Below are 20,244 nucleotides of genomic sequence, written 5' to 3'. Positions count from 1 at the left end.
GGCCCTCCCTCCGTCTCCCCACTCTCCCCGGGCAAGGGCCTGTCCCTGCCCGGGGCCTTTTGTGAAAGGTCATCCGATGCCGCGGATCGCGCTCGTCACCCGCATCCCGCCCGAGGCCGAGGCCCTGTGGGCCGAACACCTCGCCCGCGCCCTGCCGGGCGAGCGGATCGGCATCTTCCGCGATCTCTCGCCCGCCGAGAGGGCCGAGGTGGACATCGCCGTCGTGGCCAATCCCGATCCGGCCGATCTGGCGGAACTGCCCAACCTGGTATGGGTCCAGAGCCTCTGGGCTGGGGTCGAGCGGCTGGTGGCCGAGCTGGGCGACTTCCGGCGGCCGATCGTCCGGCTGGTCGATCCCGAGCTGGCGCGCACCATGTCCGAGGCGGCGCTGGCCTGGACCTACTATCTCTTCCGCGACATGCCCGCCTACGCCGCCCAGCAGCGCCAGCGCACCTGGCACGCGCGCCCCTACCGGCGGCCCTCGCGCACCCGGGTGGGCGTGCTGGGCTTGGGCGAACTGGGCGCGGCCGCGGCCCTGCGGCTGCGCGAGGCGGGTTTTGACGTGCGGGGCTGGAGCCGGTCGCCCAAGGACATTCCCGGCGTTGTCTGCCACGCCGGCGAGGATACGCTCGACCGGATGCTGGCCGAGGTCGAGATCCTCGTCTGCCTTCTGCCCCTGACGCACCAGACCCGGGGGCTTCTCGATGCCCGACGCCTCGCCCGGCTGCCCGAGGGGGCCCAGATCATCAACTTTGCCCGCGGCCCGATCATCGACAGCCCCGCGCTTCTGGAGGCGCTCGACCGGGGCCATCTCGCCCATGCGGTGCTCGATGTCTTCGAGGTCGAGCCCTTGCCGGAGGCTTCGCCCTTCTGGGATCATCCGCGGGTGACAGTGCTGCCCCACATCTCGGCCGCGACCGACCCCGAGACGGCGGCGGTGATCGTGTCGGGCCATGTGCAGGACTATCGGGCCACGGGCGCGATCCCGCCCTCGGTCGATCTGACCCGCGGCTACTGAGCGTCAGGCCGGCGCGCCGATCAGGCTGCGCCGGTCCAGCACGCAATGAACCCCCTTCCGTCCGTTCACCACCTGCGTGATGCGCAGGTCGGCAAACAGGCTCGCGTGGCGCCAGGCGTCGGTGCGGCCAAGGCCGGTGCGGGCGCAGATCCAGTCGAGCATCCGCGCCGTGGCCGCGCGCGCCGCCTCGTCGAGCGTCTCGTGAAAGCCCATCGTGACGATCAGCTCGCCGATCTCGACCTCGGGGGCCGAAGGGGCGGTGCCCTTCTCCAGCGCAAAACGGAAACGGCCGTTCAGCGCGGTCTCGAGCGCCGTGTCGCAGACCTCGCCGTCGCCCTGAAGCGCATGGCCGTCGCCCGCGAAGAAGAGGGCGCCGGGGCAGAAGACCGGAAAGGCGATCCGGGCGCCCTTGCGGAAGAAGCGGTTGTCCACATTGCCGCCGAAGGGGCCGGGCGGGACCGAACTCACGGGGCCCCCCTCGGGCGGAGGGGCGACGGCCAGGATGCCGAAGAAGGGCGCCAGCGCCGCCACCGGCCCCCAAGGCAGCCGGGCGCTGCCCGTGGTGCGGTCGATCGGCACGACGAGGCTTTCGTAGCGGGTCGCAAGATCGGGAAAGATCCCGAAGCCCGGCTCGATCGCGCTCCAGCCCCAGTCCTGCGCAAGCTCGATCTCCTCGATCTCGACGATCAGCCGGTCGCCGGGCTCGGCCCCCTCGACATGGACCGGCCCCGTCAGCATGTGCGGCCCGAGATGGGGCTGCTGCGCGGCCATCACGGCGCGGTGGCTGTCGAGCACCCGGCAGGGGTGGCCCTCGGGCGGCAGGTTTCGCGGCCCGCCCGAGAGCGTCTCGATCACCGCCCGCTCGCCGGGGCGCAGGCGCAGGACGGGCTCTGCGGCGGGATCGAGATGTCCCCAGTGGACGGTGGCGGGCGAGGCGGGAAGGTGGTGGTCCAAGCGGAACTCCATCGGCAGGGTCAGCGCACAGTCATCCTTCGCGGCAGGCGCGACAAGACCTCGATGCCGGTGTCCGTCACGATCACCGTCTCGGAGGCGCCGACCGTGTAGGCGCCATAGCTGCGCAGCGTCGCGGGCAGGTGGAAGACCATGCCCGGCTCCAGGAGCCGGTCCACGCCCGAGAAGAGCGACAGGATCGCGCCCTCGCCCCAGTCGGGCGCGAAGGCGGCACCCATCGAATAGCCGATCCGCTTGCGGAAGGCGGCGGTGTAGCCTGCGGCATCGATCACCGCCTGCGCGGCCTCGTGCGGGGCCGAGCAGGGGGCGCCGGGGCGCAGCGCCTCCAGCGCGGCCTCCAGCGCGCGCTCGGCCGTATCCATCATCCGCACGGCCTCGGCCGGTGGGGGGCCGATCCACACGCTGCGCATCAGAGCCGCGTGATAGCGGTCATGGCTCGCGGCGAGTTCGAGGAACACCCCGTCGCCCGGCGCAAGCGTCCGCCGCCGCCAGGTCGCGTGCGGAATGCCCGAGCGCGGGCCCGACGAGACGAGCGGTTCCATCGCCATCGCCTCCGAGCCGGCGCGGATGGCGGCGCCGATCATGGCGGCGGCCACGTCGTTCTCGCTGACCCCCGCGCGGCAGGTCTCGATCGAGGCGGCGATGGCGGCCTCGGCGTAGCCCGCGGCCTTGCGGATCGCGACGAGTTCCGCGGGCGACTTGACCGCGCGCAGGCGCTCGGCCACGCCCGAGCCGTCGATCAACGCCACCCCCGCGAGAGCCGCGGCGATTCGTTCGGCGAGGGCCTGGCTCACGAACCAGGCGGTGCGCTCCATCGCGAGGCGCCGGAGGCCCAGATCGTGAACGAGCGCCGCCAGCGCCGCCGCCGGATCCGCGCCGTCCTGCCAGGCGCGGATGTCGCCGAGCCAGGTTGCCGCGCGTGCGCCCGTGGTCTCGAGCTGCCGCACGAGGAGGACCGGCGCCCCCTCGACCGGCACGACCAGCGCCTGAAAGGCGAAGTAGCCCGCCGTCTGCCGCCCGGTCGCCCAGAAGATGTTCTCGGGGCCGGTCAGCATCAGCGCCTCGGCGCCCAGATCCGCGGTCGCGGTCTGCAGGCGGCGGATGCGACCGGCGAATTCCTCGGCCGGGAAGACGGCCTCGCGGCCGCGAAGCGGATCGGCGGAGGCATCCGCCAGAGCGATGGGCATGGGTCAGTCCTTGTTCAGCCAGCCCAGCGTGCGGGCGCGCATGCGGTCGAAATGAACGCCCATGGCCGCCGAAGCGGCCTCGGCGTCGCGGCTGGCGATGGCGTCGATCACCGCGATATGCTCGCGCGCCTGATCGGCAAAGTTGGTGTGGGTGCGTATGATGGTGCTGCGGCGCACGATGGCGCGCTGCTCGGACAGCAGCCCCGGCAGCAGCGTCAGCCCCGCAGCCAGCGCCACCGCCCGGTGGAAGATGCCGTCATCCTGCCAGAAGGTCTCGAAATCCATCACCGCACCGCCGAGATAGCGCAGCTGCGCCGCGCGCGCGGCCTCGAGTTCGGAGGTCAGGCCGAAGGTGGCCGCCCGCCGGGCTGCGGCGCGTTCCAGGATCAGGCGCAGCTGGATGATGTCCAGCAGCTGCTCGACCGAGACCCGCCGCACCAGATGGGCGCCATTGGCCATCCGCTCGATCACCTGCTCGCGCTCGAGCACCGAAAGGGCCGAGCGCAGCGGCGTGCGCGAGATGCCCAGCCGCTCGGCCAGCTCGCGCTCGGTCAGGATCGTGTTGGGCGCGATCCGCCCCTCGACGATGTCGTCGCGGATGCGGCGGTAGGCGGTCTGCGCAAGGCTTTCGGCGCTCATCCGTCGTTCCCCGACAGGGCCGCAAGGACGGCCTCGACCGCGCGCGCAAGATCGGCGGGATCCATGCCTTCGTCCGGGCAGTGGCTGCCGTTCCAGTTGCGGATGAAGACCATGACGCTCTCCCAGCCCGCGGCCGCGAAGGCCGCCGCATCATGGCCGCCGCCCGACAGCATCCGCCGCGGACGGTCGCCCCGCCGCGCGGCGCCGCCCGCCACCCAGTCGATCATCGCGGGCGAGAGGCGCGCGGGCTGGCTGCGGCTCTGGTTGCCCAGATCGAAGCGGATGCCGGGGCGCGCGCGCTCGATCCGGCGGATCTCATTGCGGAGCGCGAGGTCTGTCGCCTCGAGCACCGCCACATCCTCCGAGCGCAGGTCGAGGCAGAAGCCGAGCTGGCCCGCAACCTTGGCCATCGCATGGGCGGACGAGGCGGCATCGACGCGGCCGAAGGTGACGGTCAGGTCCGATCCGCGGGCGAGAAACCCCTCCCATACCCGGTCCAATGCCATCACCAGATCGGCGAAGGCCACCACGGCATCGGCGCGTCCCTCGCGCGGGGCGCCGCCCGAATGGGCCCACGCGCCCTGCACCTGCGCCGCGCGGTAGCGCAACCCGCCCCGGATTGCCGACACGATGCCGTAGGGCTCGCCCGCCCGATCGAGCACCGGGCCCTGCTCGATGTGGAACTCGAGAAAGCGTGCGGGCGCGGGCGGCTCGGCCCGCATCAGCGCGTCGGGATCGAAACCCTGCGCGCGCATGTGATCGGCCAGCGTGCGCCCCGTGTCCGCGCGTCGGGCCTGAAGCTCCTCGGGCAGAAGCCGCCCCAGAGCGGCGCGCGAGCCGATGTAGGAGACCGGGAACCAGACGCTCTCCTCGGCCCGGGTGACGGTGAGCACAAGATCTGCCTCGGGCGTCACCCGCGCCTCGCGCAGGGCCGCGACCAGTGCGAGCGCGGCCGCCACCCCGGCCTGCCCGTCGTAGGCGCCGCCCTCGCTGACCGTGTCGAGATGCGATCCGCAGAAAAGCGGGGGCAGGGCGGGGTTGCGCCCCGGCAGACGGGCGAAGAGGTTGCCCGCGTGATCGCGGCTGACCTCCAGCCCCAGCGCGCGGGCCTCGGCCTCGATCACCGCATGGGCCTGGCTTTCGAGGTCCGAGTAGGAGGGGCGGGTCCAGCCCGGCCCGTCCAGCGACAGGGCGTTCACATTGGTGAGGACGCGCTCGATGGTGCTGCGGATCGTGCGCGAGACGGCGGTTTCGGCCAGGGGCAGATCGGTCATGCGGTGGCTCCTCCGGCCTCGGGTGCCGCGGCGCGGGCGGCATGGCCCCAGACCTCGGGGTTGATCGCGGTGGCGGGCAGCCGCCCGTTCAGCGCCTCGACCACATGCCGCACGGCTTCGAGCGCCACGCGGCGCAGCGCCTCTTCGGTGGTGCCGCCGAGATGCGGGGTGAAGACCACATTCCCATGCGCCGCGAGCGGCCCCGTCGGCGCACCGGGCGAGGAGACATCGAGCCCCGCACCGCCCAGATGGCCCGAGGCCAGAGCCTCCAGCAGCGCCGCCTCGTCCACCAGGCCCGCGCGGGCCATGTTGATCAGGATGGCCCCCGGCCGCATGGCGGCAAGGGCCGGAGCGTCGATCATGTGGCGCGTCACGTCCCGCAGCGGCGTGTGCAGCGAGACGAGATCGGCGCGGGCCAGCCCCTCGTGCAGGCCGCCCACGGCCTCGCCACCCTCGATCCGCGGCGAGCGCGGCGAATGGACGAGCAGCCGCATGTCGAACGCCTGTGCCAGCATCCGCCCCGTCTCGCGCCCGATCGCGCCCCAGCCGACGATGAGGGCGGTCCGGCCGCGCAGCTCGTGGAAGCGGGCGGACTCGCGAAAGCCTTTTTCACCATGGCGCAGGGCCCGGTCGGCGGCGGGAATGCGGCGGGCCACGGCCAGCGCGAGCCCCACGGCCAGTTCGGCCACCGAGCGGGCATTGGCGCCGGGCGTGTTGGCGATGATGACGCCGGCGCGCGCGGCCGCCTCCTTGTCCACCGGATCGTGGCCGGCGCCATGCACCACCACGGCCTTCAGCCGGTCAGCGGCGGCGAAGGCCGCGGCATCGAGGCCCGCGTCGCGCGTGATCACGGCGTCGATGCCGCGCATGTGACGCGCCACGGTGGCCGTGTCCGGCGCCGGGCAGGGGACGGGGGTGATCCCCGCCTCGCGCAGGGCTGCAAGGCCCGCTTCATGGATGGGTTGGACGATCAGACAGTTCATCGGTCACTCGTGGATCATGCGCCGGGCATCGCCTGGTGCAAATGCTGGATCACCGCCTCGCGGGCATGTTCGATATGGAGACGCAGGGCGGCCTCGACCCGGTCGGCATCGCCCCCGCGCGCCGCTTCGAGGATCGCCAGATGCTCTTCGCAGCCGTCGCGAAAGCGGTCGGGCAGGCGGCGATGGTCGAAGATGCAGGTGCGGCGGTGCAGGGCCGCGATGGTCTGCGACACCGCCTGATTGCCGAACTCGCGCCCGAGCAGCTGGTGGAACTCGTGATCCGTCTGACGCTGCAGGTCGGTCACCACCGGATCGGAGGCCATCAGATGCCGCACCTTCGCCTCCATCGCGTCGATCTCGGCCGGCGGCAGCCGCACCGCCGATCGTGCCGCCAGCGGTTCAAGCTCGAGCCGCAGGAAGAAGACCTCCTCGGCGTCGGCCGGGGTCACGCTGCGCACGCAGGTGAAGCGGCCCTCGACCACGGCGAGGCCCTCGCTTTCGAGGCGCTTGATCGCCTCGCGCACGGGGGTGCGCGACATGCCGAAGATCTCGCCCAGTGCCGCCTCCTGCAGAAGGTCGCCGGATCTGAGCACGCCCTGGAAGATCATCGAGATGATGCGCTCGTAGGCCTCGTGGGCGCGGGGTCTGGGGGCGGTCACGGGCGGTCCTCCGGCGCGGGCCGCGTGACGGGGCGCACCACTTCGCCCGGCGCGTAAAAGCCGCCCACGAGGTCGCAGGACAGGAGGTAGTCGCTGCGCAACAGGCCCTCGGGCCGGGCCACCAGCCCCTCGAGCAGGCGGCGCAGGCGCGCCTGCCGGGCGATCCAGAGATCCTCGCCTTCGCGGGCCGAGATCAGCGCAAAGCGGAACCGCGCGCCCACCGGCATCTGCGCAAGCCGTGCCAGATCGGCCGAGGCGACCGTCCCGATCTTGGGATAGCCGCCAGTGGTCTGGCTTTCGGCCAGCAGGACGAGCGGCAACCCCGAGCCGGGCACCTGCACCGAGCCGGGCACCGTGCCGTCCGACACGATGTCGTGCCCCCGTTCGGCCGGCAGTTCGACACCGCCCAGCACCATCGCCATCCGGTCGCGCTGGGGCGTGACGGTGAAGTCGCAGCCGGTGAGGCGGGCGATCACCTCGGGCGCGAAATGATCGTCCTGCGGGCCGAGGATCAGCCGGATCGGCCCCGTCTCCCGAAAGGGTGCCGCGGCCTCGAGGCGGAAGCCGGGGCGCAGGCAGGGGGCCTCGGGATCGTCCTCGCCGAGCGGCAGTCGGTCGCCCGCCGCAAGGGCCCGGCCCCCGACGCCGCTGCGCAGATGGGTCGCGCGCGAGCCGAGCACCTCGGGCGAGGCGATAGCGCCCGAGACGGCGAGATAGGCCCAGACCGCGCCCTCGGGCACGCCCACCGTCAGCGTCTCGCCCGGGTTCAGCCGGTGGCTCTCGCCGGGGGAAACTGTGCGCGCGTCGATGCGCAGGGCGCAGTCGGCGCCCGCAACCGCAAAGCGCACCGGGCGGTCGCAGCGGAACCGGCCCGCGGGCCCGGCGAACTCGAGCGCCGCTGCGCCGGGATCGTTGCCCACCAGTGCATTGGCCAGCGCCATGGCGGCGCGGTCGATGGGGCCCGCGGGCGATACGCCCATGTGGCGCAGCCCGAAGCGGCCGGCGTCCTGCACCGTCAGCATCGGCCCGGCCGTGAGGATCTCGAGGCTCATGTGCGGATCTCTTGGGGGGTGATGATCGCCTCGCCCGCGGCGCTGCGGGCCTCGAGCGCGCGCGCCTCGTCAGGGCCGATCGGATGAAAGCGGATGTGGTCGCCGGCCCGGAACAGGAAGGGCTCGGCCCGGTCGGGGTCGAAGGCGCGCACCGGCGTCCAGCCGAGAAAGCGCCAGCCCGAGGGGCCGGCGACCGAGTTGATGTTGCCCTGCTGGCCGCCGATGCCGACGGCGCCCCGCGGGATGTTCTGGCGCGGCTTCGGCAGGCGGGGCGTGTGCAGGATCTCGGGCTGGCCGCCGAGATAGGCAAAGCCGGGGGCAAAGCCGATCATGTAGACCCGATAGTCTGTGCCGGAATGGAGGGCGATCAGCTCGTCCAGGGTCAGGCCCTTCATGCGGGCCATCTCTTCCAGATCCTGCCCCACCTCGCCGCCATAAAGGCAGGGCACACGCCACAGACGTCCGGTCCCACCGGCCGAGAGCGGGCGCGAGGCGAGGGCAAGCAGCCGCTCGCCCAGGTCGGCGCCGCGGACAAGCTCGGGGTCATAGCGCACCAGAAGCGAGCGGTAGGTGGGCACGATGTCGAGCACACCGGCCAGCGCGCCGCTTGCCGAGGCGGCCTCGACCTCGGCCGCAAGCGCGATGATGCGGGCATTCGCGCCGGCATCGACGCTCTCGCCGAACTGGAGCGTCACGGCGCTGTCGCCACAGGGAAGCAGGATCGGGGTCATCGTCACGGCGTCACACTCTTTTCGGGATGATCCGCGGCCGGGGCCGCGGATCCTGTCAGTTTCCACGCATCAGCCCGGGCAGGAAGCCGATAATGCCCGGAAAGAGCGCGATCAGCAGGACAAACCCGGCCATGATGATGAAGAAGGGCAGCGTCGCGCGGGTGATGCGGCCCATGCTGTCGCCGGTCAGGCGCTGGATCACGGTCAGGTTGAAGCCCACCGGCGGCGTGATCTGTGCCATCTCGACCACGATCACGAGGAAGATGCCGAACCAGACCTTGTCGTAGCCCGCGGCGATGGCCAGCGGCAGGGTGATCGGCAGCGTCATGACGATGATGCCAAGCCCCTCCATCACCGTGCCCAGCAGGACGTAGAAGACCAGCAGCACAAGGACCAGCAGCAGGGGCGGCATCCCCCAGCTCTGGATCTCGGTCGCGATGAAGCGCGGCACGCCCAGATAGCCGATCACGGTCGAAAGGAAGATCGCCCCGATCATGATGAGCCCGATCATGGCGCAGCTCTCGGCCGCCTGCCGCGCCGCCTCCAGCAGCCCCCGCAGCGTGAGCGTGCGCTGCGCAAAGCCGATGATCATCGAGACGACGACGCCCACGGTGGCGGCCTCGGTCGGAGAGGCGATCCCGCCATACATCGAGCCGATGACGCCCGCGATCAGCAGCAGAAGCGGCCCGAGATCCTTCAGCGCCACCATCTTCTCGCGCAGGCTGGTGCGCGGGGGCGTCTCGCCGAGGAGCGCCGGGTTGAGCCAGGACCGGATCGCCAGATAGCCCATGTAGGCGCCCGCCAGCATCAGCCCCGGCACGATGCCGGCGATGAAGAGCCGCAGGATCGATTCCTCGGCCATGACGCCGTAGATGATCATGATGGTCGAGGGCGGGATCAGGAAGCCCAGCGTGCCCGCCCCGGCCAGGCTGCCGGTCACCAGATCGCGGTTGTAGCCGCGGTCGATCAGCTCCTTGGCGGTGATGCGCCCGACCGTGGCCGTCGTGGCCGCCGACGAGCCGCAGACCGAGGCGAACATGGTGCAGCCCAGCACCGTCAGGTGAGTCAGCCGACCCGGCACCCGGCACAGCCAGGGCGACAGACCCGAGAACAGCGCCTCCGAGATCCGGGTGCGGAAGAGGATCTCGGCCATCAGGATGAAGAGCGGCAGGGCGAGCAGCTCGGGCGAGACCACGACATTGTAGGTCTGCTGGGCCAGCAGCTTCAGGCCCGGCATGTTGGGCCGGAAGAGGGCGAGCAGGCCCGCTCCGGTGCCGATGAGGCCCATGCCGATCCAGAGGCCGCTGCCCAGAAGCAGCGTGATCAGGCCGAGCAGGGTGGCGATGACCTTTCCCATCCGGCGCTCCTATTCCAGGCCCGGACCGACCGAGACCGCCTCGCCGCGCAGCAGCCGCAGGATCTGCGCCAGACATTGCAGCGTCAGGAGGGCCGCGCCGGTGGCCAGGGCCGCCTGCGGATAGACGAGCGGGACACGAAACGAGGTCGCCGCGGTCGAGCCGCGCTGGCCCGAGAGCCAGGCCATCTCGGCCAGCGCCCAGGTCAGATAGACGCAGATCCCGAGGCCCACGAGGCAGGCGGCGAACTCGAGCACCCGCGCCACGGCGCGCGGCAGCGTCTCGAGCAGGGCGGTGACACGGACGTGGCTGCCGCCCTTGAGGGCGCTGCCGCTGGCCAGCAGGAAGCAGGTCCCCATGAAATAGCCCGCGAGGTCCCACGAGAAGTGGATGGAGTGGCTGAAGAGATTGCGCGACAGGATCTCGGCCGCGATGAGGCCAAGGATGCCCAGCAGGCTGAGGGCGCCGAGATAGCCTCCGACATCGGTGAGCGCGTCGATGGCCGCCAGCGTCCTTCGGAAACGGGTGGAGGAGGGAGATGTCATGGTGCTGTGCCGTCCGACGAGGGGAGGAGGGCCCGGAAACCGGGGCAGGGTGCGGCCGGACCCCGGGGCCCGGCCGCGTCGGGGCGGCTCAGTCGCGCAGGGTGAGGTAGGCGTCGATCACCGGCGCGGCCTCGGGCACGCGGGTCTTGAAGGCGTCCCACAGCGGCAGGGCCTTCTCCATCAGCGCCGCCGACAGCTCGGGCGAGGGCGCCGTGACCTCGACGCCGTTCTCGCGCAGGGTGGCGAGCTTCTTCTCGTCCTCGGCGCGGCTGTTGAGCCAGAACTGCCCCTCCAGACCGGCCGCGGTCTCCTCGATCGCGGCCTGCGTCTCGGCGGGCAGCGCGTTCCAGGCATCGAGGTTCACCGACATGATGTTCGACGAGGCCTGCCAGTTGAACGTGCTCATGTGCTTGGTGAATTCCCAGAAGGCGCCGTCCACCCCCGAGGAGGAGGAGGTCGTCACGCCCTTGATCGTCCCGGCCGCCAGGGAGGGCACGACCTCGCCCCACGGCATCTGGATCGGGGTGGCCCCGAGCGCGCCGAAGAAGTCGTTGCCGTTCGAATCGACGACGCGGATGGTCAGGCCCTTCAGGTCCTCAACCGTGTTGATGGGGTTGGGCGCGAAGACGGCCTGTCCCGGCCACGGCACCATGTAGAGGATCTTCTGGTTCATCCCGGCGGCAACCTCGTCCAGCTTGGGCCGGTAGAACTTGTGCAGAAGCGCCAGCTCGGACATCGTGGGGGCAAGGAAGGGCAGGGTCTCGATGCCCAGGACAGGCGCCTCGCCGACCTGCTGATTGAGCAGGATCTCGGCGATCGGCACCAGACCGTCCCGAACGGCCGCCATGCCCTCCGGTCCCTTGATGCCGAGCGCGCCGCCGGAATGGACGGTAATCTCCACCTCGCCGTCCGTGGCCTCGCGCACCGCATCCGCGAAGGCCATCGCGTTCTGGGTGTGAAAGTTGCCCTCGGGCCATACGATCGACATGTCCCATTGGGTCTGGGCCGAAGCCGAGGTTGCAGCGACCGATGCGGCAAAGGCCGCGATGACTGTGATACGTCCCTGTTTCATGATCTCCCTTTCCGGGGTTTGGTTGGTCGGATTGTCCTTGAGATTTCGGTATACCAACTGTATCCGTTTTATGAAGCCGCGCCGCCGGATCTGTCAACACTCGGGGCCGGAGCGCCTGAAGAAACATCCGAAATGCAGGAAAAAGCGCGGAAATTGCGCAGATCAGGGGTGGGAATGGTCCGGAAGATCGATCTGAACTGCGATATGGGCGAGAGTTTCGGCGCCTATGTGATCGGCGACGACGCCGGGATGCTGGAGCTTGTGACCTCGGCCAATATCGCCTGCGGCTTCCACGCCGGCGACCCGGTGGTGATGCGTCGCACGATCCGCATGGCGAAGGAAAAGGGCGTGTCCGTCGGGGCGCATCCCTCATTCGCGGATCTCTACGGATTCGGGCGGCGGCGGATCTCGGGCGAACGGCCCGAGGATCTCGAGACCCAGCTGATCTTCCAGATCGTGGCGCTTCAGGGCATGGCCGCCCTGGAGGGCCATCCGATGACCCATGTGAAGACCCACGGCGCGCTCGGCAACATGGCGGCGGTCGATCCCGATCTGGCCGCGCTCTGCGTCCGCGCGATCCGGGCGGTGGATCCCGGCCTCATCTTCGTGACGCTTCCCTATTCGGAGACCCATCGCGCGGCCGAAAAGGCGGGCCTGCCGGTCGCCGTCGAGATCTACGCCGACCGCACCTACACCGATCAGGGTGAGCTGACGCCGCGCAGCCAGCCGGGTGCGGTGATCCACGATCCCGAACAGAGCCTCAAGCAGGTGCTGGAGATGGTGGTGAACGGCCATATCCCGACCACGGGCGGCAAGCGCCTGCAGGTTGCCCCCGACACGCTCTGCATCCACGGCGACACCGCCGGCGCGGTCGGGATCGCCCGCCGCCTGCGCAGCGCGCTGGAAGAGAACGGCATCCGGATCGCGCCCTTCGCCCGCCCCTGAGCGGCGGCCGCGGGGCCTCCCGCGCTCCCACGCACCCCCACCCGTGGCGCCGCGGCCGGACCCCGCCGCCCGACGACAATCTGAGGAGAGAGACCATGGCCGAACGGATTCACCGCCACACCCGCGGCGTCTATATCATCGCGGCGACGCCCTTCACCGATCAGGGTGCCATCGACCACGAAAGCCTCCGCCGGCTCGTCGATTTCTACATCGGCCACGGGGTCAGCGGCCTCACCATCCTGGGCATGATGGGCGAGGCGAACAAGATGACGGGCGACGAACGCCGGGCCGTCATCGACACGGTGCTCGAGCGCACGGGCGACCTGCCGGTGGTGGTGGGGGTGTCGGACGCGGGCCTCGGCAATCTGGCCGATCTTGCCCATTACGCCATGGACGAGGGCGCGGCGGGCGTCATGGTGGCGCCCGCCGCCGGCCCCGCGCGCGAGGACCGGATCGAGACCTACTTCCACGCCGTCTGCGAGGCGCTGGGGCGCGAGGTGCCGATCTGCTTTCAGGATTTCCCTCTGGCGACGGGGCTGCCGGTCTCGCCGGGCCTCATCCGTCGTCTGTCGCAGGAGCGGGCGCAGGTCGTCATGCTCAAGCACGAGGACTGGCCGGGGCTGGCCAAGATCACCCAGCTCCGCCGGCACGAGGACGCGCCGAACGTGGCCCGGCTGTCCATCCTCACCGGCAACGGAGGGCTCTATCTGCCGCAAGAGCTTCAGCGGGGCGCCGACGGCGCCATGACGGGCTTCGCCTATCCCGAGGCGCTCGTGCGGACGGTGGCGCTGCATCACGCCGGCAAGGTCGATGAGGCCGAGGATCTCTTCGACCGCTACATCCCGATCCTGCGGCATGAGCAGCAACCCGGATTCGGCCTCGCGGTGCGCAAGTATGTGCTGATGAAGCGCGGGGCGATCGCGTCGGCCGCAACCCGCGCGCCGGGGCCGAAGCTGTCGCCGGTGGACGCGGCCGAGGTCGATCGGCTTATGGCGCGGCTCGAGGCGCGCCTGTCGTAGGCTCGGCCTCTCGCTGCGGGACGTGCCGGCCGGGCGGGGCTTCACCCGGCCGGCACCCCCGGATCATGAGTTGGGAAAGCGCCAGCCGGCGCGGCGCGGCACCCGCACGGCCAGCATCGGCATCAGCAGCGGCGAGCGGAACCGACGCAGATCCAGCGCCTCGTGCACGCCCACCGTGGTCTGTCCGAAGACCGTCGTCTCGACCATTGCCCGCGAGTAGAAGGGTGCGTCCAGCATCGACATGACCTGCCTTGGCCGCGTGCCCGGATCGGCCGGCGTGTGACGCTCGACCAGCCAGCGCGAGCGGGCGAAGCGGGTCTGGGGCGGCGGCTGGATCAGGCGGGCGCGCCCGTCGGCCGCGACATGCAGGCCCAGATCCAGCCTTGAGCCGTCGCGCCGCGTCGCGTCGTAGAAGCAGGCCGCGCCATCGGCCACCGGATAGCGGCCCCAGGTCCAGAACCGGAAGTCGGCCTCCAGCGCCGCGCTGCCGAAGTTCGCGTCGAAATAGCCGTGGCCGTGCCAGCGGTGGCCCTGCGTCAGATCGACCTCGATCCGGGCCGTGGGCGCGAACGGGCGCCAGATGTGCGAGCCGTCGTCCTTCAGCGTGACCTCGACCTCGGTGACCGCCGAGGGCGTCAGCACGATCCGCCCCTTGACCGGCGACACCAGCGGCGGCGAGGAGATCTCGTTCACCTCGACGATGAGCTGGGTGCCGGTCCAGTGCATCCGGCTCGGGCCGACGGTCAGCGTGTCCTTCGACTGGCGCAGGGCCGCGCGCCCGCGGTCGGTCATGGTGAAGCGCCCGCCGGGCCCGTAGGTGGCCACGTTGATGCAGCAGTTGTTCTGCGGCTCGCGCCGGCCCGACCAGCGATACCAGGGCGAGAAGACCGAGCCGATGAAGCCGATCACCGACAGCGCGCGGGTGCCGTCGTCGGACACGCCGTCGAGATACCACCAGGCGTAGCCGTCGGGGGCTACCTCGATCGCGAAGCAAGGTCCGTCAATATCGCCTCGGCCGCGTGCCGTCCGGAGAGGGCCGCCATCGGCACGCCCGCCCCCGGATGCGCCCCGCCCCCCGCCAGCCACAGGCCCGGCAGGGCCGTCCGCGCCAGCGGACGTCGGAGCGAGGCCAGCGCCCCGTGCGGGCTCAGTCCGTAGATCGAGCCCTGCGACCCCGGAAACAGCCTCGCGAATCCCGTGGGCGGCGTCAGGTTCGCCTCGCCCGGCACCGGGTCGAAGGTCAGTCCGAACTGTCTCAGTCGGTCGAAGGTTCGGCTGCGGCATTGCGCAAAATCCTCGGGTCTGGCGGGCCGGCCGGGCGGCCCGTTCATGATGATCTCGAAACGCTCGGGTCCGTCGGGAACCTGCCCGCCCGAACGGTCCTCGGCGCAGATGTAGAGTGTCGCATCCTCGGGCATCTGTCCTGCGGCGATCGGTCCGAACTCGCGCCGGGGATCGTCGGCGAAGAAGACGTTGTGATGGACGAGCGGCTGGCCCTCGGTGCGGGCGGCGTAGGACCAGACCCAGGCCGACAGGCTGCGGGGGTGGATGCGGTCCTCGGGCACGGCATCCTTCGGCCCGTCCCCGAGAAGCCCCGCAAGAAGCGCCGCGGGATCGCCGTTGAAGACGACATGATCGGCGTGCAGCGAATGGCCATCGGCCAGCTGGACGCCCGAGGCGCGGCCCTTCTGGCGCAGGATGCGCGCGACCGGGGCATTGTAGCGGATCGTCACGCCCTGATCCTCGGCCAGCCGGGCCAGCGCGAGGGCAAGCCGGTGCATCCCGCCCTCGACCGCCCAGACGCCCTGCGCCTCGGCCGCCCAGATCAGGGCCAGCACACCGGGCGAGGCGTAGGGCGTGCCGCCGACATAGGTCGCATACCGGCCGAACAGCTGCCGGAGTCGCGGATCGCGGAAGTACAGGCGCAGCAGCCGGTCGAGGGTCATGCCGGGCAGCAGGGCGGGCCAGATCCGGGGCTCCTTCAGGGCCGCCCGCGCGATGGCCCGCGTGTCCGGTTTGGCCGCCCGCATCATCGGCCGGTCGAAAGCGTCATAAAGCCGCGCCGAAAGCTCGTGGAAGCGGCGGAAGCGCCCCGCCTCGGACCCGCCGGCGAAGGCCGCGACCGCCTCGACATTCGCCTCGAGGTCCGTCGTGAGGTCGAGCGTGCTGCCGTCCAGCCACCAGTGCCGCGCCAGAAGCGGCTGGGGAAGAAGGGTCAGGTGATGATCGAGCTTCTGCCCGCAACTCTCGAAAATATCGTCAAAAACGCTCCGAAGGGTGAGGACGGTGGGGCCCGCGTCCACCGGCCCGGCCACGCTGGGAAGGGCGCGCATGCGCCCGCCCGGCGCGTCCCGCGCCTCGACCAGCGTCACCTCGCACCCGGCCCGCGCAAGACGGATGGCGGACGCCAACCCGCCCATCCCGGCCCCGACCACCACCACTTTCGGCACAATCTGTCTCATGTCCGGGATTGTTGACACCCCGATGCAGGCTGTCCAGTATCAAAGACAGAGCGGTGTAAGAAAAGGTTTACACCTGTGGAGTCGGCGGCACGGTGGCCGCCCCTGGGCGCACTGACTGCGCCAGAGTTGTCCTTGTGAGGCACAAGATGGCGTTTGAACAGCGGATTGAAGCGGCAATGGCGGCGGCGATCGCGCGTGGGCAGGGCTCCGAGGCGCCCTCGAAGCTCGCCTCGGCGCTCGATTATGCGGTGACACCGGGCGGGGCGCGCATCCGCCCGACGCTCCTGCTGAGCGTGGCGACGGCCTGTGGCGACGACCGCCCGGCGCTGTCGGATGCGGCGGCGGTCGCGCTCGAACTGATCCACTGCGCGAGCCTCGTGCATGACGATCTGCCCTGCTTCGACGACGCCGAGATCCGGCGCGGCAAGCCCACCACCCACCGCGCCTTTTCCGAGCCGCTGGCGATCCTGACCGGCGACAGCCTGATCGTGATGGGCTTCGAGGTGCTGGCGCGCGCGGCCGGAGACCAGCCGCAGCGCGCGCTGCAGCTTGTGACGGCGCTTGCGGTGCGGACGGGGATGCCGATGGGCATCTGCGCGGGCCAGGGCTGGGAGAGCGAGAGCCAGATCAACCTCTCGGCCTATCACAGGGCCAAGACGGGGGCGCTCTTCATCGCCGCGACCCAGATGGGCGCCATTGCCGCCGGCTACGAAGCCGAGCCATGGGAAGAACTGGGCGCGCGCATCGGTGAGGCCTTCCAGGTGGCCGATGACCTGCGCGATGCGCTGTGCGATGCCGATACGCTGGGCAAGCCCGCGGGACAGGACGAGATCCACCACCGGCCGAACGCGGTGCGGGAATATGGTGTCGAGGGCGCGACAAAGCGGCTGAAGGACATCCTTGGCGGCGCGATCGCCTCGATCCCCTCCTGCCCGGGCGAGGCGATGCTGGCCGAGATGGTCCGCCGCTATGCGGTCAAGATCGTGCCCGCGCAGGTCGCAAGCCGCGTCTGACGGGCAAGGGTCGCAACTGGCCGCCCCGTCCGGTGACGCGCCTCGGCTGAAAGGAACGACATGAGCGCCCTCAGACCCTCCGCCCGCGGGGGGCTCCGCCTGTCCCGGCTGGGCCTGCGCCTTGCGGGCTCCCGCCGCTTCCAGCTGATCGCCGAGCGTGTGCCGTTCCTGCGCCGCATCGGCCGGCGCGAGGGGGACGAGCTGTTCGACATCGTCGCGGGTTTCGTCCATTCGCAGGTCCTGTTCGCGCTGGTCGAGCTGCGGGTGCTGCACATGGTGGCCGACGGTCCGCAGCCGGTGCCGGTGCTGGCGGCGCAGGCCGGCCTGCCGGTCGAGCGGATGCAGCTGCTGCTGCAGGGGGGCGCGGCGCTCAAGCTGCTGCGGCGGCTGCGCGACGGGCGCTTCGATCTCGCGGTGCGGGGGGCGGCCTTCCTGGCGGTTCCGGGGCTCGAGTCGATGGTCGGCCATCATGGCGTGCTCTACCGTGACCTTGCCGATCCGGTGGCCTTCCTGCGCGGCGAGACCGAGCCGGAACTGGCGCGCTTCTGGCCCTATGTCTTCGGCGCGGCCGGGGCGACCGATCCCGAGGTGACGGCGAAATATTCGCGCCTGATGACCGAGAGCCAGGGCCTCGTGGCCGAGGATGCGCTGCGGCTTGTCGATCTGATGGGGGTCCGGCGGCTGATGGATGTGGGGGGCGGCACCGGGGCCTTCCTGGCCGCCGTGGGCCGCGCCTACCCGCTGATGGAACTGATGCTCTTCGATCTGCCGGTGGTGGTCGAGGCGGCGCCCGCGCGGCTGAATGCGGCGGGGCTCGCCGGTCGTTTCACCGTCCACGGCGGCAGTTTCCGTGATGATCCGCTGCCGGTGGGGGCGGATGCGATCAGCCTCGTGCGCGTGCTGTTCGACCATTCCGACGAGACGGTGAAGCTGCTTCTGGCCCGGGTGCGCGAGGCGCTGCCGCCGGAGGGGCGCGTGATCATCGCCGAGGCCATGTCGGGCGGCGCCAGCCCGCACCGCGAGACCGACACCTACATGGCCTTCTACACGGCCGCGATGGGGACGGGGCGCACGCGCTCGGCGGCCGAGATCGCGCAGCTTCTTTCTCAACAAGGGTTCGCCGGGATCAAGACCTTCCCCGGCTTCCGGCCCTATGTGACCAGCGCCGTGACCGCGGTGCGGCCCTCGGACGCCTCCTGACGGAGGGTCCGTGCAATTCGGACGCAGGGGGCGACTGTCCAATTAAGTTGACACCCTTCCTTGTCCCATTAAAGTTACACCTGAAGCGTCGATATAGGCCCATGAGTCCCTCTGCACGGGGTCAGGCGGCCGGAAGAGCGCGGGGGAAAACGCTGTGAGAACGACCGCCGTCATCCTGTCGGGTCCGAAAGATCTTGGTCTTCAGTCCATCCTGCTGAACGATCCCGCACCCGGCGACATTCTGGTCGAAATTACCCATTCGGGGATTTCGACGGGCACCGAGAAGCTGTTCTACACCGGGCAGATGCCGCCCTTCCCGGGGATGGGCTATCCGCTGGTTCCGGGCTACGAGGCCGCGGGCGAGGTGGTCGAGGCCGCCCCCGACACCGGCTTCAAGCCGGGCGACCGGGTGTTCGTGCCCGGCTCCAACTGCTTTGCCCCGACCGAGTCCGGCCCGATCCGCGGCCTCTTCGGCGCGGCGACCAAGCGGTTGATCACGCCCGCCCACCGCGCGGTGCGGATCGACCCGGCGCTGGAAGCCGAGGGCGCGCTGCTGGCGCTGGCGGCCACCGCGCGGCATGCGCTGGCCGGCCTGAACAACGTGCTGCCCGACCTGATCGTGGGCCACGGTACGCTGGGGCGGCTGCTTGCGCGGCTGACCATCGCCGCCGGCGGCGAGCCGCCGGTGGTCTGGGAGACCAAGCCCGAGCGGCGCAAGCATGCGATCGGCTACGAGGTCATCGACCCCGCGGCGGATCCCCGGCGCGACTACCGCTCGATCTATGACGCCTCGGGCGATCCGAAGCTCATCGACACGCTGGTGATGCGGCTTGCCAAGGGCGGCGAGATCGTGCTGGCCGGCTTCTACACCGAACCCGTCGCCTTCACCTTCGTGCCCGCCTTCATGAAGGAGGCGCGCATCCGTATCGCTGCCGAGTGGCAGCCCGAGGACATGGTGGCCACCCGCGCGCTGATCGAGAGCGGGGCGCTTTCGCTTGCCAACCTGATCACCCACACCCGACCCGCGTCGGAGGCGCCGGAGGCCTATGAAACCGCCTTCAATGACCCCGACTGCCTGAAGATGATCCTGGACTGGAGGGCTACCGCATGACGGACGCACCGGAACTCAAGGCGTTCGATCAACGCCTCCGCGAAGAGGCGGCGGAAGAGCCGACGCTGGAAATCCCGCAAGGGGAGCCGAAGAAGAAGACGCAGGTCATCGCGATCTACGGCAAGGGCGGCATCGGCAAGAGCTTCACGCTGGCCAACCTCAGCTACATGATGGCCCAGCTGGGCAAGCGCGTGCTGCTGATCGGCTGCGACCCGAAATCCGACACGACCTCGCTCCTGTTCGGCGGCAAGGCTTGCCCCACGATCATCGAGACCTCGGCGAAGAAGAAACTCGCCGGCGAAGAGGTGAAGATCGGCGACGTCTGCTTCAAGCGGGGCGGCGTCTTCGCGATGGAACTGGGCGGGCCGGAAGTGGGCCGCGGCTGCGGCGGGCGCGGCATCATCCACGGCTTCGAGCTGCTGGAAAAGCTCGGCTTCCATGACTGGGACTTCGACTATGTGCTGCTCGATTTCCTCGGCGACGTGGTCTGCGGCGGCTTCGGCCTGCCGATCGCCCGCGACATGGCGCAGAAGGTAATCCTTGTCGGGTCGAACGACCTGCAGTCGCTCTATGTGACGAACAACGTCTGCTCGGCGGTGGAATATTTCCGCAAGATGGGCGGTAATGTCGGCGTCGCGGGTCTTGTCATCAACAAGGACGACGGCACGGGCGAGGCGCAGGCCTTCGCCAAGGCCGTGGACATCCCGATCCTCGCCACCATCCCGGCGGATGAGGAGCTGCGCCGCAAGTCCGCGAACTACCAGATCGTGGCGATCCCCGGCACCAAATGGGGTCCGCTGTTCGAGGGGCTGGCCAATGCGGTGGGCGAGGCGCTGCCGATCCGCCCGAAGCCGCTGACTCAGGACGGCCTGCTGGACCTGTTCACGCCGGAAGCGGTGGGCGCCGACTTCGTGCTCGATCCCGCGACCGACGAGGACATGCGCGGCAAGAACTTCGCGCCGAAGAAGTCGCTGGAAGTGGTCTACGACGATGCTTGATCTGGCCGG

At 70.5% G+C, this 20,244-nt stretch carries 20 protein-coding genes; 7 read left to right on the top strand and 13 right to left on the bottom strand.

Translation table 11 applies throughout. The features are described from left to right. Window positions 1–76 precede the first annotated feature (76 nt). Window positions 77–1,018 (top strand): 2-hydroxyacid dehydrogenase, encoded by a 942-nt coding sequence (locus FG154_RS03740; protein ID WP_145104483.1) that lies wholly within the window; start codon window positions 77–79, stop codon window positions 1,016–1,018. Between the two features lie 3 nt (window positions 1,019–1,021). Here the strand turns inward: FG154_RS03740 and FG154_RS03735 are convergent, their stop codons facing one another. From FG154_RS03735 to FG154_RS03685, 11 genes are all read right to left on the bottom strand, one after another. Then, the gene (locus FG154_RS03735) at window positions 1,022–1,984 is read right to left on the bottom strand and encodes an acetamidase/formamidase family protein (RefSeq protein ID WP_145104481.1); all 963 of its coding nucleotides are present in this window, start codon (window positions 1,982–1,984) and stop codon (window positions 1,022–1,024) included. A gap of 8 nt (window positions 1,985–1,992) precedes the next feature. Continuing rightward, window positions 1,993–3,177, bottom strand: a complete 1,185-nt coding sequence (locus FG154_RS03730) for a M24 family metallopeptidase (protein ID WP_145104479.1) — start codon at window positions 3,175–3,177, stop codon at window positions 1,993–1,995. Window positions 3,178–3,180: 3 nt separating this feature from the next. Next, window positions 3,181–3,816 carry a GntR family transcriptional regulator gene (locus FG154_RS03725; protein ID WP_145104477.1) on the bottom strand — a complete coding sequence of 212 codons (636 nt, stop codon included), beginning with the start codon at window positions 3,814–3,816 and terminating at the stop codon, window positions 3,181–3,183. Further along, a complete protein-coding gene (locus FG154_RS03720) occupies window positions 3,813–5,090 on the bottom strand; it encodes a Zn-dependent hydrolase (RefSeq protein ID WP_145104475.1) in 1,278 nt (425 codons plus the stop codon). The genes FG154_RS03725 and FG154_RS03720 overlap by 4 nt, the downstream gene beginning before the upstream one ends. Beyond that, the gene (locus FG154_RS03715) at window positions 5,087–6,073 is read right to left on the bottom strand and encodes a hydroxyacid dehydrogenase (protein ID WP_145104473.1); all 987 of its coding nucleotides are present in this window, start codon (window positions 6,071–6,073) and stop codon (window positions 5,087–5,089) included. The genes FG154_RS03720 and FG154_RS03715 overlap by 4 nt, the downstream gene beginning before the upstream one ends. 14 nt (window positions 6,074–6,087) lie before the next feature. Continuing rightward, window positions 6,088–6,732, bottom strand: a complete 645-nt coding sequence (locus FG154_RS03710; protein WP_011909060.1) for a GntR family transcriptional regulator — start codon at window positions 6,730–6,732, stop codon at window positions 6,088–6,090. Next, window positions 6,729–7,784: a 5-oxoprolinase subunit C family protein gene (locus tag FG154_RS03705; RefSeq protein ID WP_145104471.1), complete on the bottom strand. Its 1,056-nt coding sequence runs from the start codon at window positions 7,782–7,784 to the stop codon at window positions 6,729–6,731. Before FG154_RS03705 ends, FG154_RS03710 begins: the two co-directional genes overlap by 4 nt. Continuing rightward, window positions 7,781–8,515, bottom strand: a complete 735-nt coding sequence (gene pxpB / locus FG154_RS03700; protein ID WP_145104523.1) for a 5-oxoprolinase subunit PxpB — start codon at window positions 8,513–8,515, stop codon at window positions 7,781–7,783. The genes FG154_RS03705 and pxpB overlap by 4 nt, the downstream gene beginning before the upstream one ends. A gap of 55 nt (window positions 8,516–8,570) precedes the next feature. Next, window positions 8,571–9,872: a TRAP transporter large permease gene (locus tag FG154_RS03695; RefSeq protein WP_145104468.1), complete on the bottom strand. Its 1,302-nt coding sequence runs from the start codon at window positions 9,870–9,872 to the stop codon at window positions 8,571–8,573. A 9-nt stretch (window positions 9,873–9,881) separates the two neighbouring features. Next, window positions 9,882–10,415: a TRAP transporter small permease subunit gene (locus tag FG154_RS03690; protein ID WP_145104466.1), complete on the bottom strand. Its 534-nt coding sequence runs from the start codon at window positions 10,413–10,415 to the stop codon at window positions 9,882–9,884. Window positions 10,416–10,503: 88 nt separating this feature from the next. Further along, the gene (locus FG154_RS03685) at window positions 10,504–11,487 is read right to left on the bottom strand and encodes a TRAP transporter substrate-binding protein (protein WP_145104464.1); all 984 of its coding nucleotides are present in this window, start codon (window positions 11,485–11,487) and stop codon (window positions 10,504–10,506) included. 174 nt (window positions 11,488–11,661) lie between these two features. On the opposite strand from FG154_RS03685, the gene FG154_RS03680 reads away from it, so the two are divergent. Further along, complete coding sequence (locus tag FG154_RS03680; RefSeq protein WP_145104462.1) at window positions 11,662–12,432, top strand: LamB/YcsF family protein; 771 nt, start codon at window positions 11,662–11,664, stop codon at window positions 12,430–12,432. A gap of 95 nt (window positions 12,433–12,527) precedes the next feature. Next, window positions 12,528–13,451: a dihydrodipicolinate synthase family protein gene (locus tag FG154_RS03675; RefSeq protein WP_145104460.1), complete on the top strand. Its 924-nt coding sequence runs from the start codon at window positions 12,528–12,530 to the stop codon at window positions 13,449–13,451. A 63-nt stretch (window positions 13,452–13,514) separates the two neighbouring features. Here the strand turns inward: FG154_RS03675 and crtC are convergent, their stop codons facing one another. After that, window positions 13,515–14,390, bottom strand: a complete 876-nt coding sequence (crtC, locus tag FG154_RS03670; RefSeq protein ID WP_145104458.1) for a carotenoid 1,2-hydratase — start codon at window positions 14,388–14,390, stop codon at window positions 13,515–13,517. 35 nt (window positions 14,391–14,425) lie between these two features. After that, window positions 14,426–15,913, bottom strand: a complete 1,488-nt coding sequence (crtD, locus tag FG154_RS03665) for a 1-hydroxycarotenoid 3,4-desaturase CrtD (RefSeq protein ID WP_145104456.1) — start codon at window positions 15,911–15,913, stop codon at window positions 14,426–14,428. Window positions 15,914–16,059: 146 nt separating this feature from the next. Here crtD and FG154_RS03660 point away from each other — a divergent pair, with 146 nt between their 5' ends. The 4 genes from FG154_RS03660 to FG154_RS03645 all read left to right on the top strand — a co-directional run bounded on the left by FG154_RS03660 (window position 16,060) and on the right by FG154_RS03645 (window position 20,235). After that, window positions 16,060–16,926 carry a polyprenyl synthetase family protein gene (locus FG154_RS03660; RefSeq protein ID WP_186312280.1) on the top strand — a complete coding sequence of 289 codons (867 nt, stop codon included), beginning with the start codon at window positions 16,060–16,062 and terminating at the stop codon, window positions 16,924–16,926. 60 nt (window positions 16,927–16,986) lie between these two features. After that, the gene (locus tag FG154_RS03655) at window positions 16,987–18,126 is read left to right on the top strand and encodes a methyltransferase (RefSeq protein WP_145104453.1); all 1,140 of its coding nucleotides are present in this window, start codon (window positions 16,987–16,989) and stop codon (window positions 18,124–18,126) included. A gap of 154 nt (window positions 18,127–18,280) precedes the next feature. After that, window positions 18,281–19,237 (top strand): chlorophyll synthesis pathway protein BchC, encoded by a 957-nt coding sequence (gene bchC / locus FG154_RS03650; RefSeq protein ID WP_145104451.1) that lies wholly within the window; start codon window positions 18,281–18,283, stop codon window positions 19,235–19,237. Then, window positions 19,234–20,235, top strand: a complete 1,002-nt coding sequence (locus FG154_RS03645) for a chlorophyllide a reductase iron protein subunit X (protein ID WP_145104449.1) — start codon at window positions 19,234–19,236, stop codon at window positions 20,233–20,235. The genes bchC and FG154_RS03645 overlap by 4 nt, the downstream gene beginning before the upstream one ends. Window positions 20,236–20,244 lie beyond the last annotated feature (9 nt).

The organism is Cereibacter sediminicola, assembly GCF_007668225.1.
In the GTDB taxonomy this organism is placed as follows: Bacteria; Pseudomonadota; Alphaproteobacteria; order Rhodobacterales; family Rhodobacteraceae; genus Cereibacter_A; species Cereibacter_A azotoformans.
Note: the sequence above shows the minus strand (reverse complement) of the source record. Positions and strands in the feature narration are given on the sequence as shown.

Bases quoted from the DNA above. Each gene is read 5' to 3' on its own strand.
- FG154_RS03740 (WP_145104483.1), top strand. From the start codon at position 77: ATGCCGCGGATCGCGCTCGTCACCCGCATCCCGCCCGAGGCCGAGGCC.
- FG154_RS03735 (WP_145104481.1), bottom strand. From the start codon at position 1,984: ATGGAGTTCCGCTTGGACCACCACCTTCCCGCCTCGCCCGCCACCGTC.
- FG154_RS03730 (WP_145104479.1), bottom strand. From the start codon at position 3,177: ATGCCCATCGCTCTGGCGGATGCCTCCGCCGATCCGCTTCGCGGCCGC.
- FG154_RS03725 (WP_145104477.1), bottom strand. From the start codon at position 3,816: ATGAGCGCCGAAAGCCTTGCGCAGACCGCCTACCGCCGCATCCGCGAC.
- FG154_RS03720 (WP_145104475.1), bottom strand. From the start codon at position 5,090: ATGACCGATCTGCCCCTGGCCGAAACCGCCGTCTCGCGCACGATCCGC.
- FG154_RS03715 (WP_145104473.1), bottom strand. From the start codon at position 6,073: ATGAACTGTCTGATCGTCCAACCCATCCATGAAGCGGGCCTTGCAGCC.
- FG154_RS03705 (WP_145104471.1), bottom strand. From the start codon at position 7,784: ATGAGCCTCGAGATCCTCACGGCCGGGCCGATGCTGACGGTGCAGGAC.
- pxpB (WP_145104523.1), bottom strand. From the start codon at position 8,515: ATGACCCCGATCCTGCTTCCCTGTGGCGACAGCGCCGTGACGCTCCAG.
- FG154_RS03695 (WP_145104468.1), bottom strand. From the start codon at position 9,872: ATGGGAAAGGTCATCGCCACCCTGCTCGGCCTGATCACGCTGCTTCTG.
- FG154_RS03690 (WP_145104466.1), bottom strand. From the start codon at position 10,415: ATGACATCTCCCTCCTCCACCCGTTTCCGAAGGACGCTGGCGGCCATC.
- FG154_RS03685 (WP_145104464.1), bottom strand. From the start codon at position 11,487: ATGAAACAGGGACGTATCACAGTCATCGCGGCCTTTGCCGCATCGGTC.
- FG154_RS03680 (WP_145104462.1), top strand. From the start codon at position 11,662: ATGGTCCGGAAGATCGATCTGAACTGCGATATGGGCGAGAGTTTCGGC.
- FG154_RS03675 (WP_145104460.1), top strand. From the start codon at position 12,528: ATGGCCGAACGGATTCACCGCCACACCCGCGGCGTCTATATCATCGCG.
- crtD (WP_145104456.1), bottom strand. From the start codon at position 15,913: ATGAGACAGATTGTGCCGAAAGTGGTGGTGGTCGGGGCCGGGATGGGC.
- FG154_RS03660 (WP_186312280.1), top strand. From the start codon at position 16,060: ATGGCGTTTGAACAGCGGATTGAAGCGGCAATGGCGGCGGCGATCGCG.
- FG154_RS03655 (WP_145104453.1), top strand. From the start codon at position 16,987: ATGAGCGCCCTCAGACCCTCCGCCCGCGGGGGGCTCCGCCTGTCCCGG.
- FG154_RS03645 (WP_145104449.1), top strand. From the start codon at position 19,234: ATGACGGACGCACCGGAACTCAAGGCGTTCGATCAACGCCTCCGCGAA.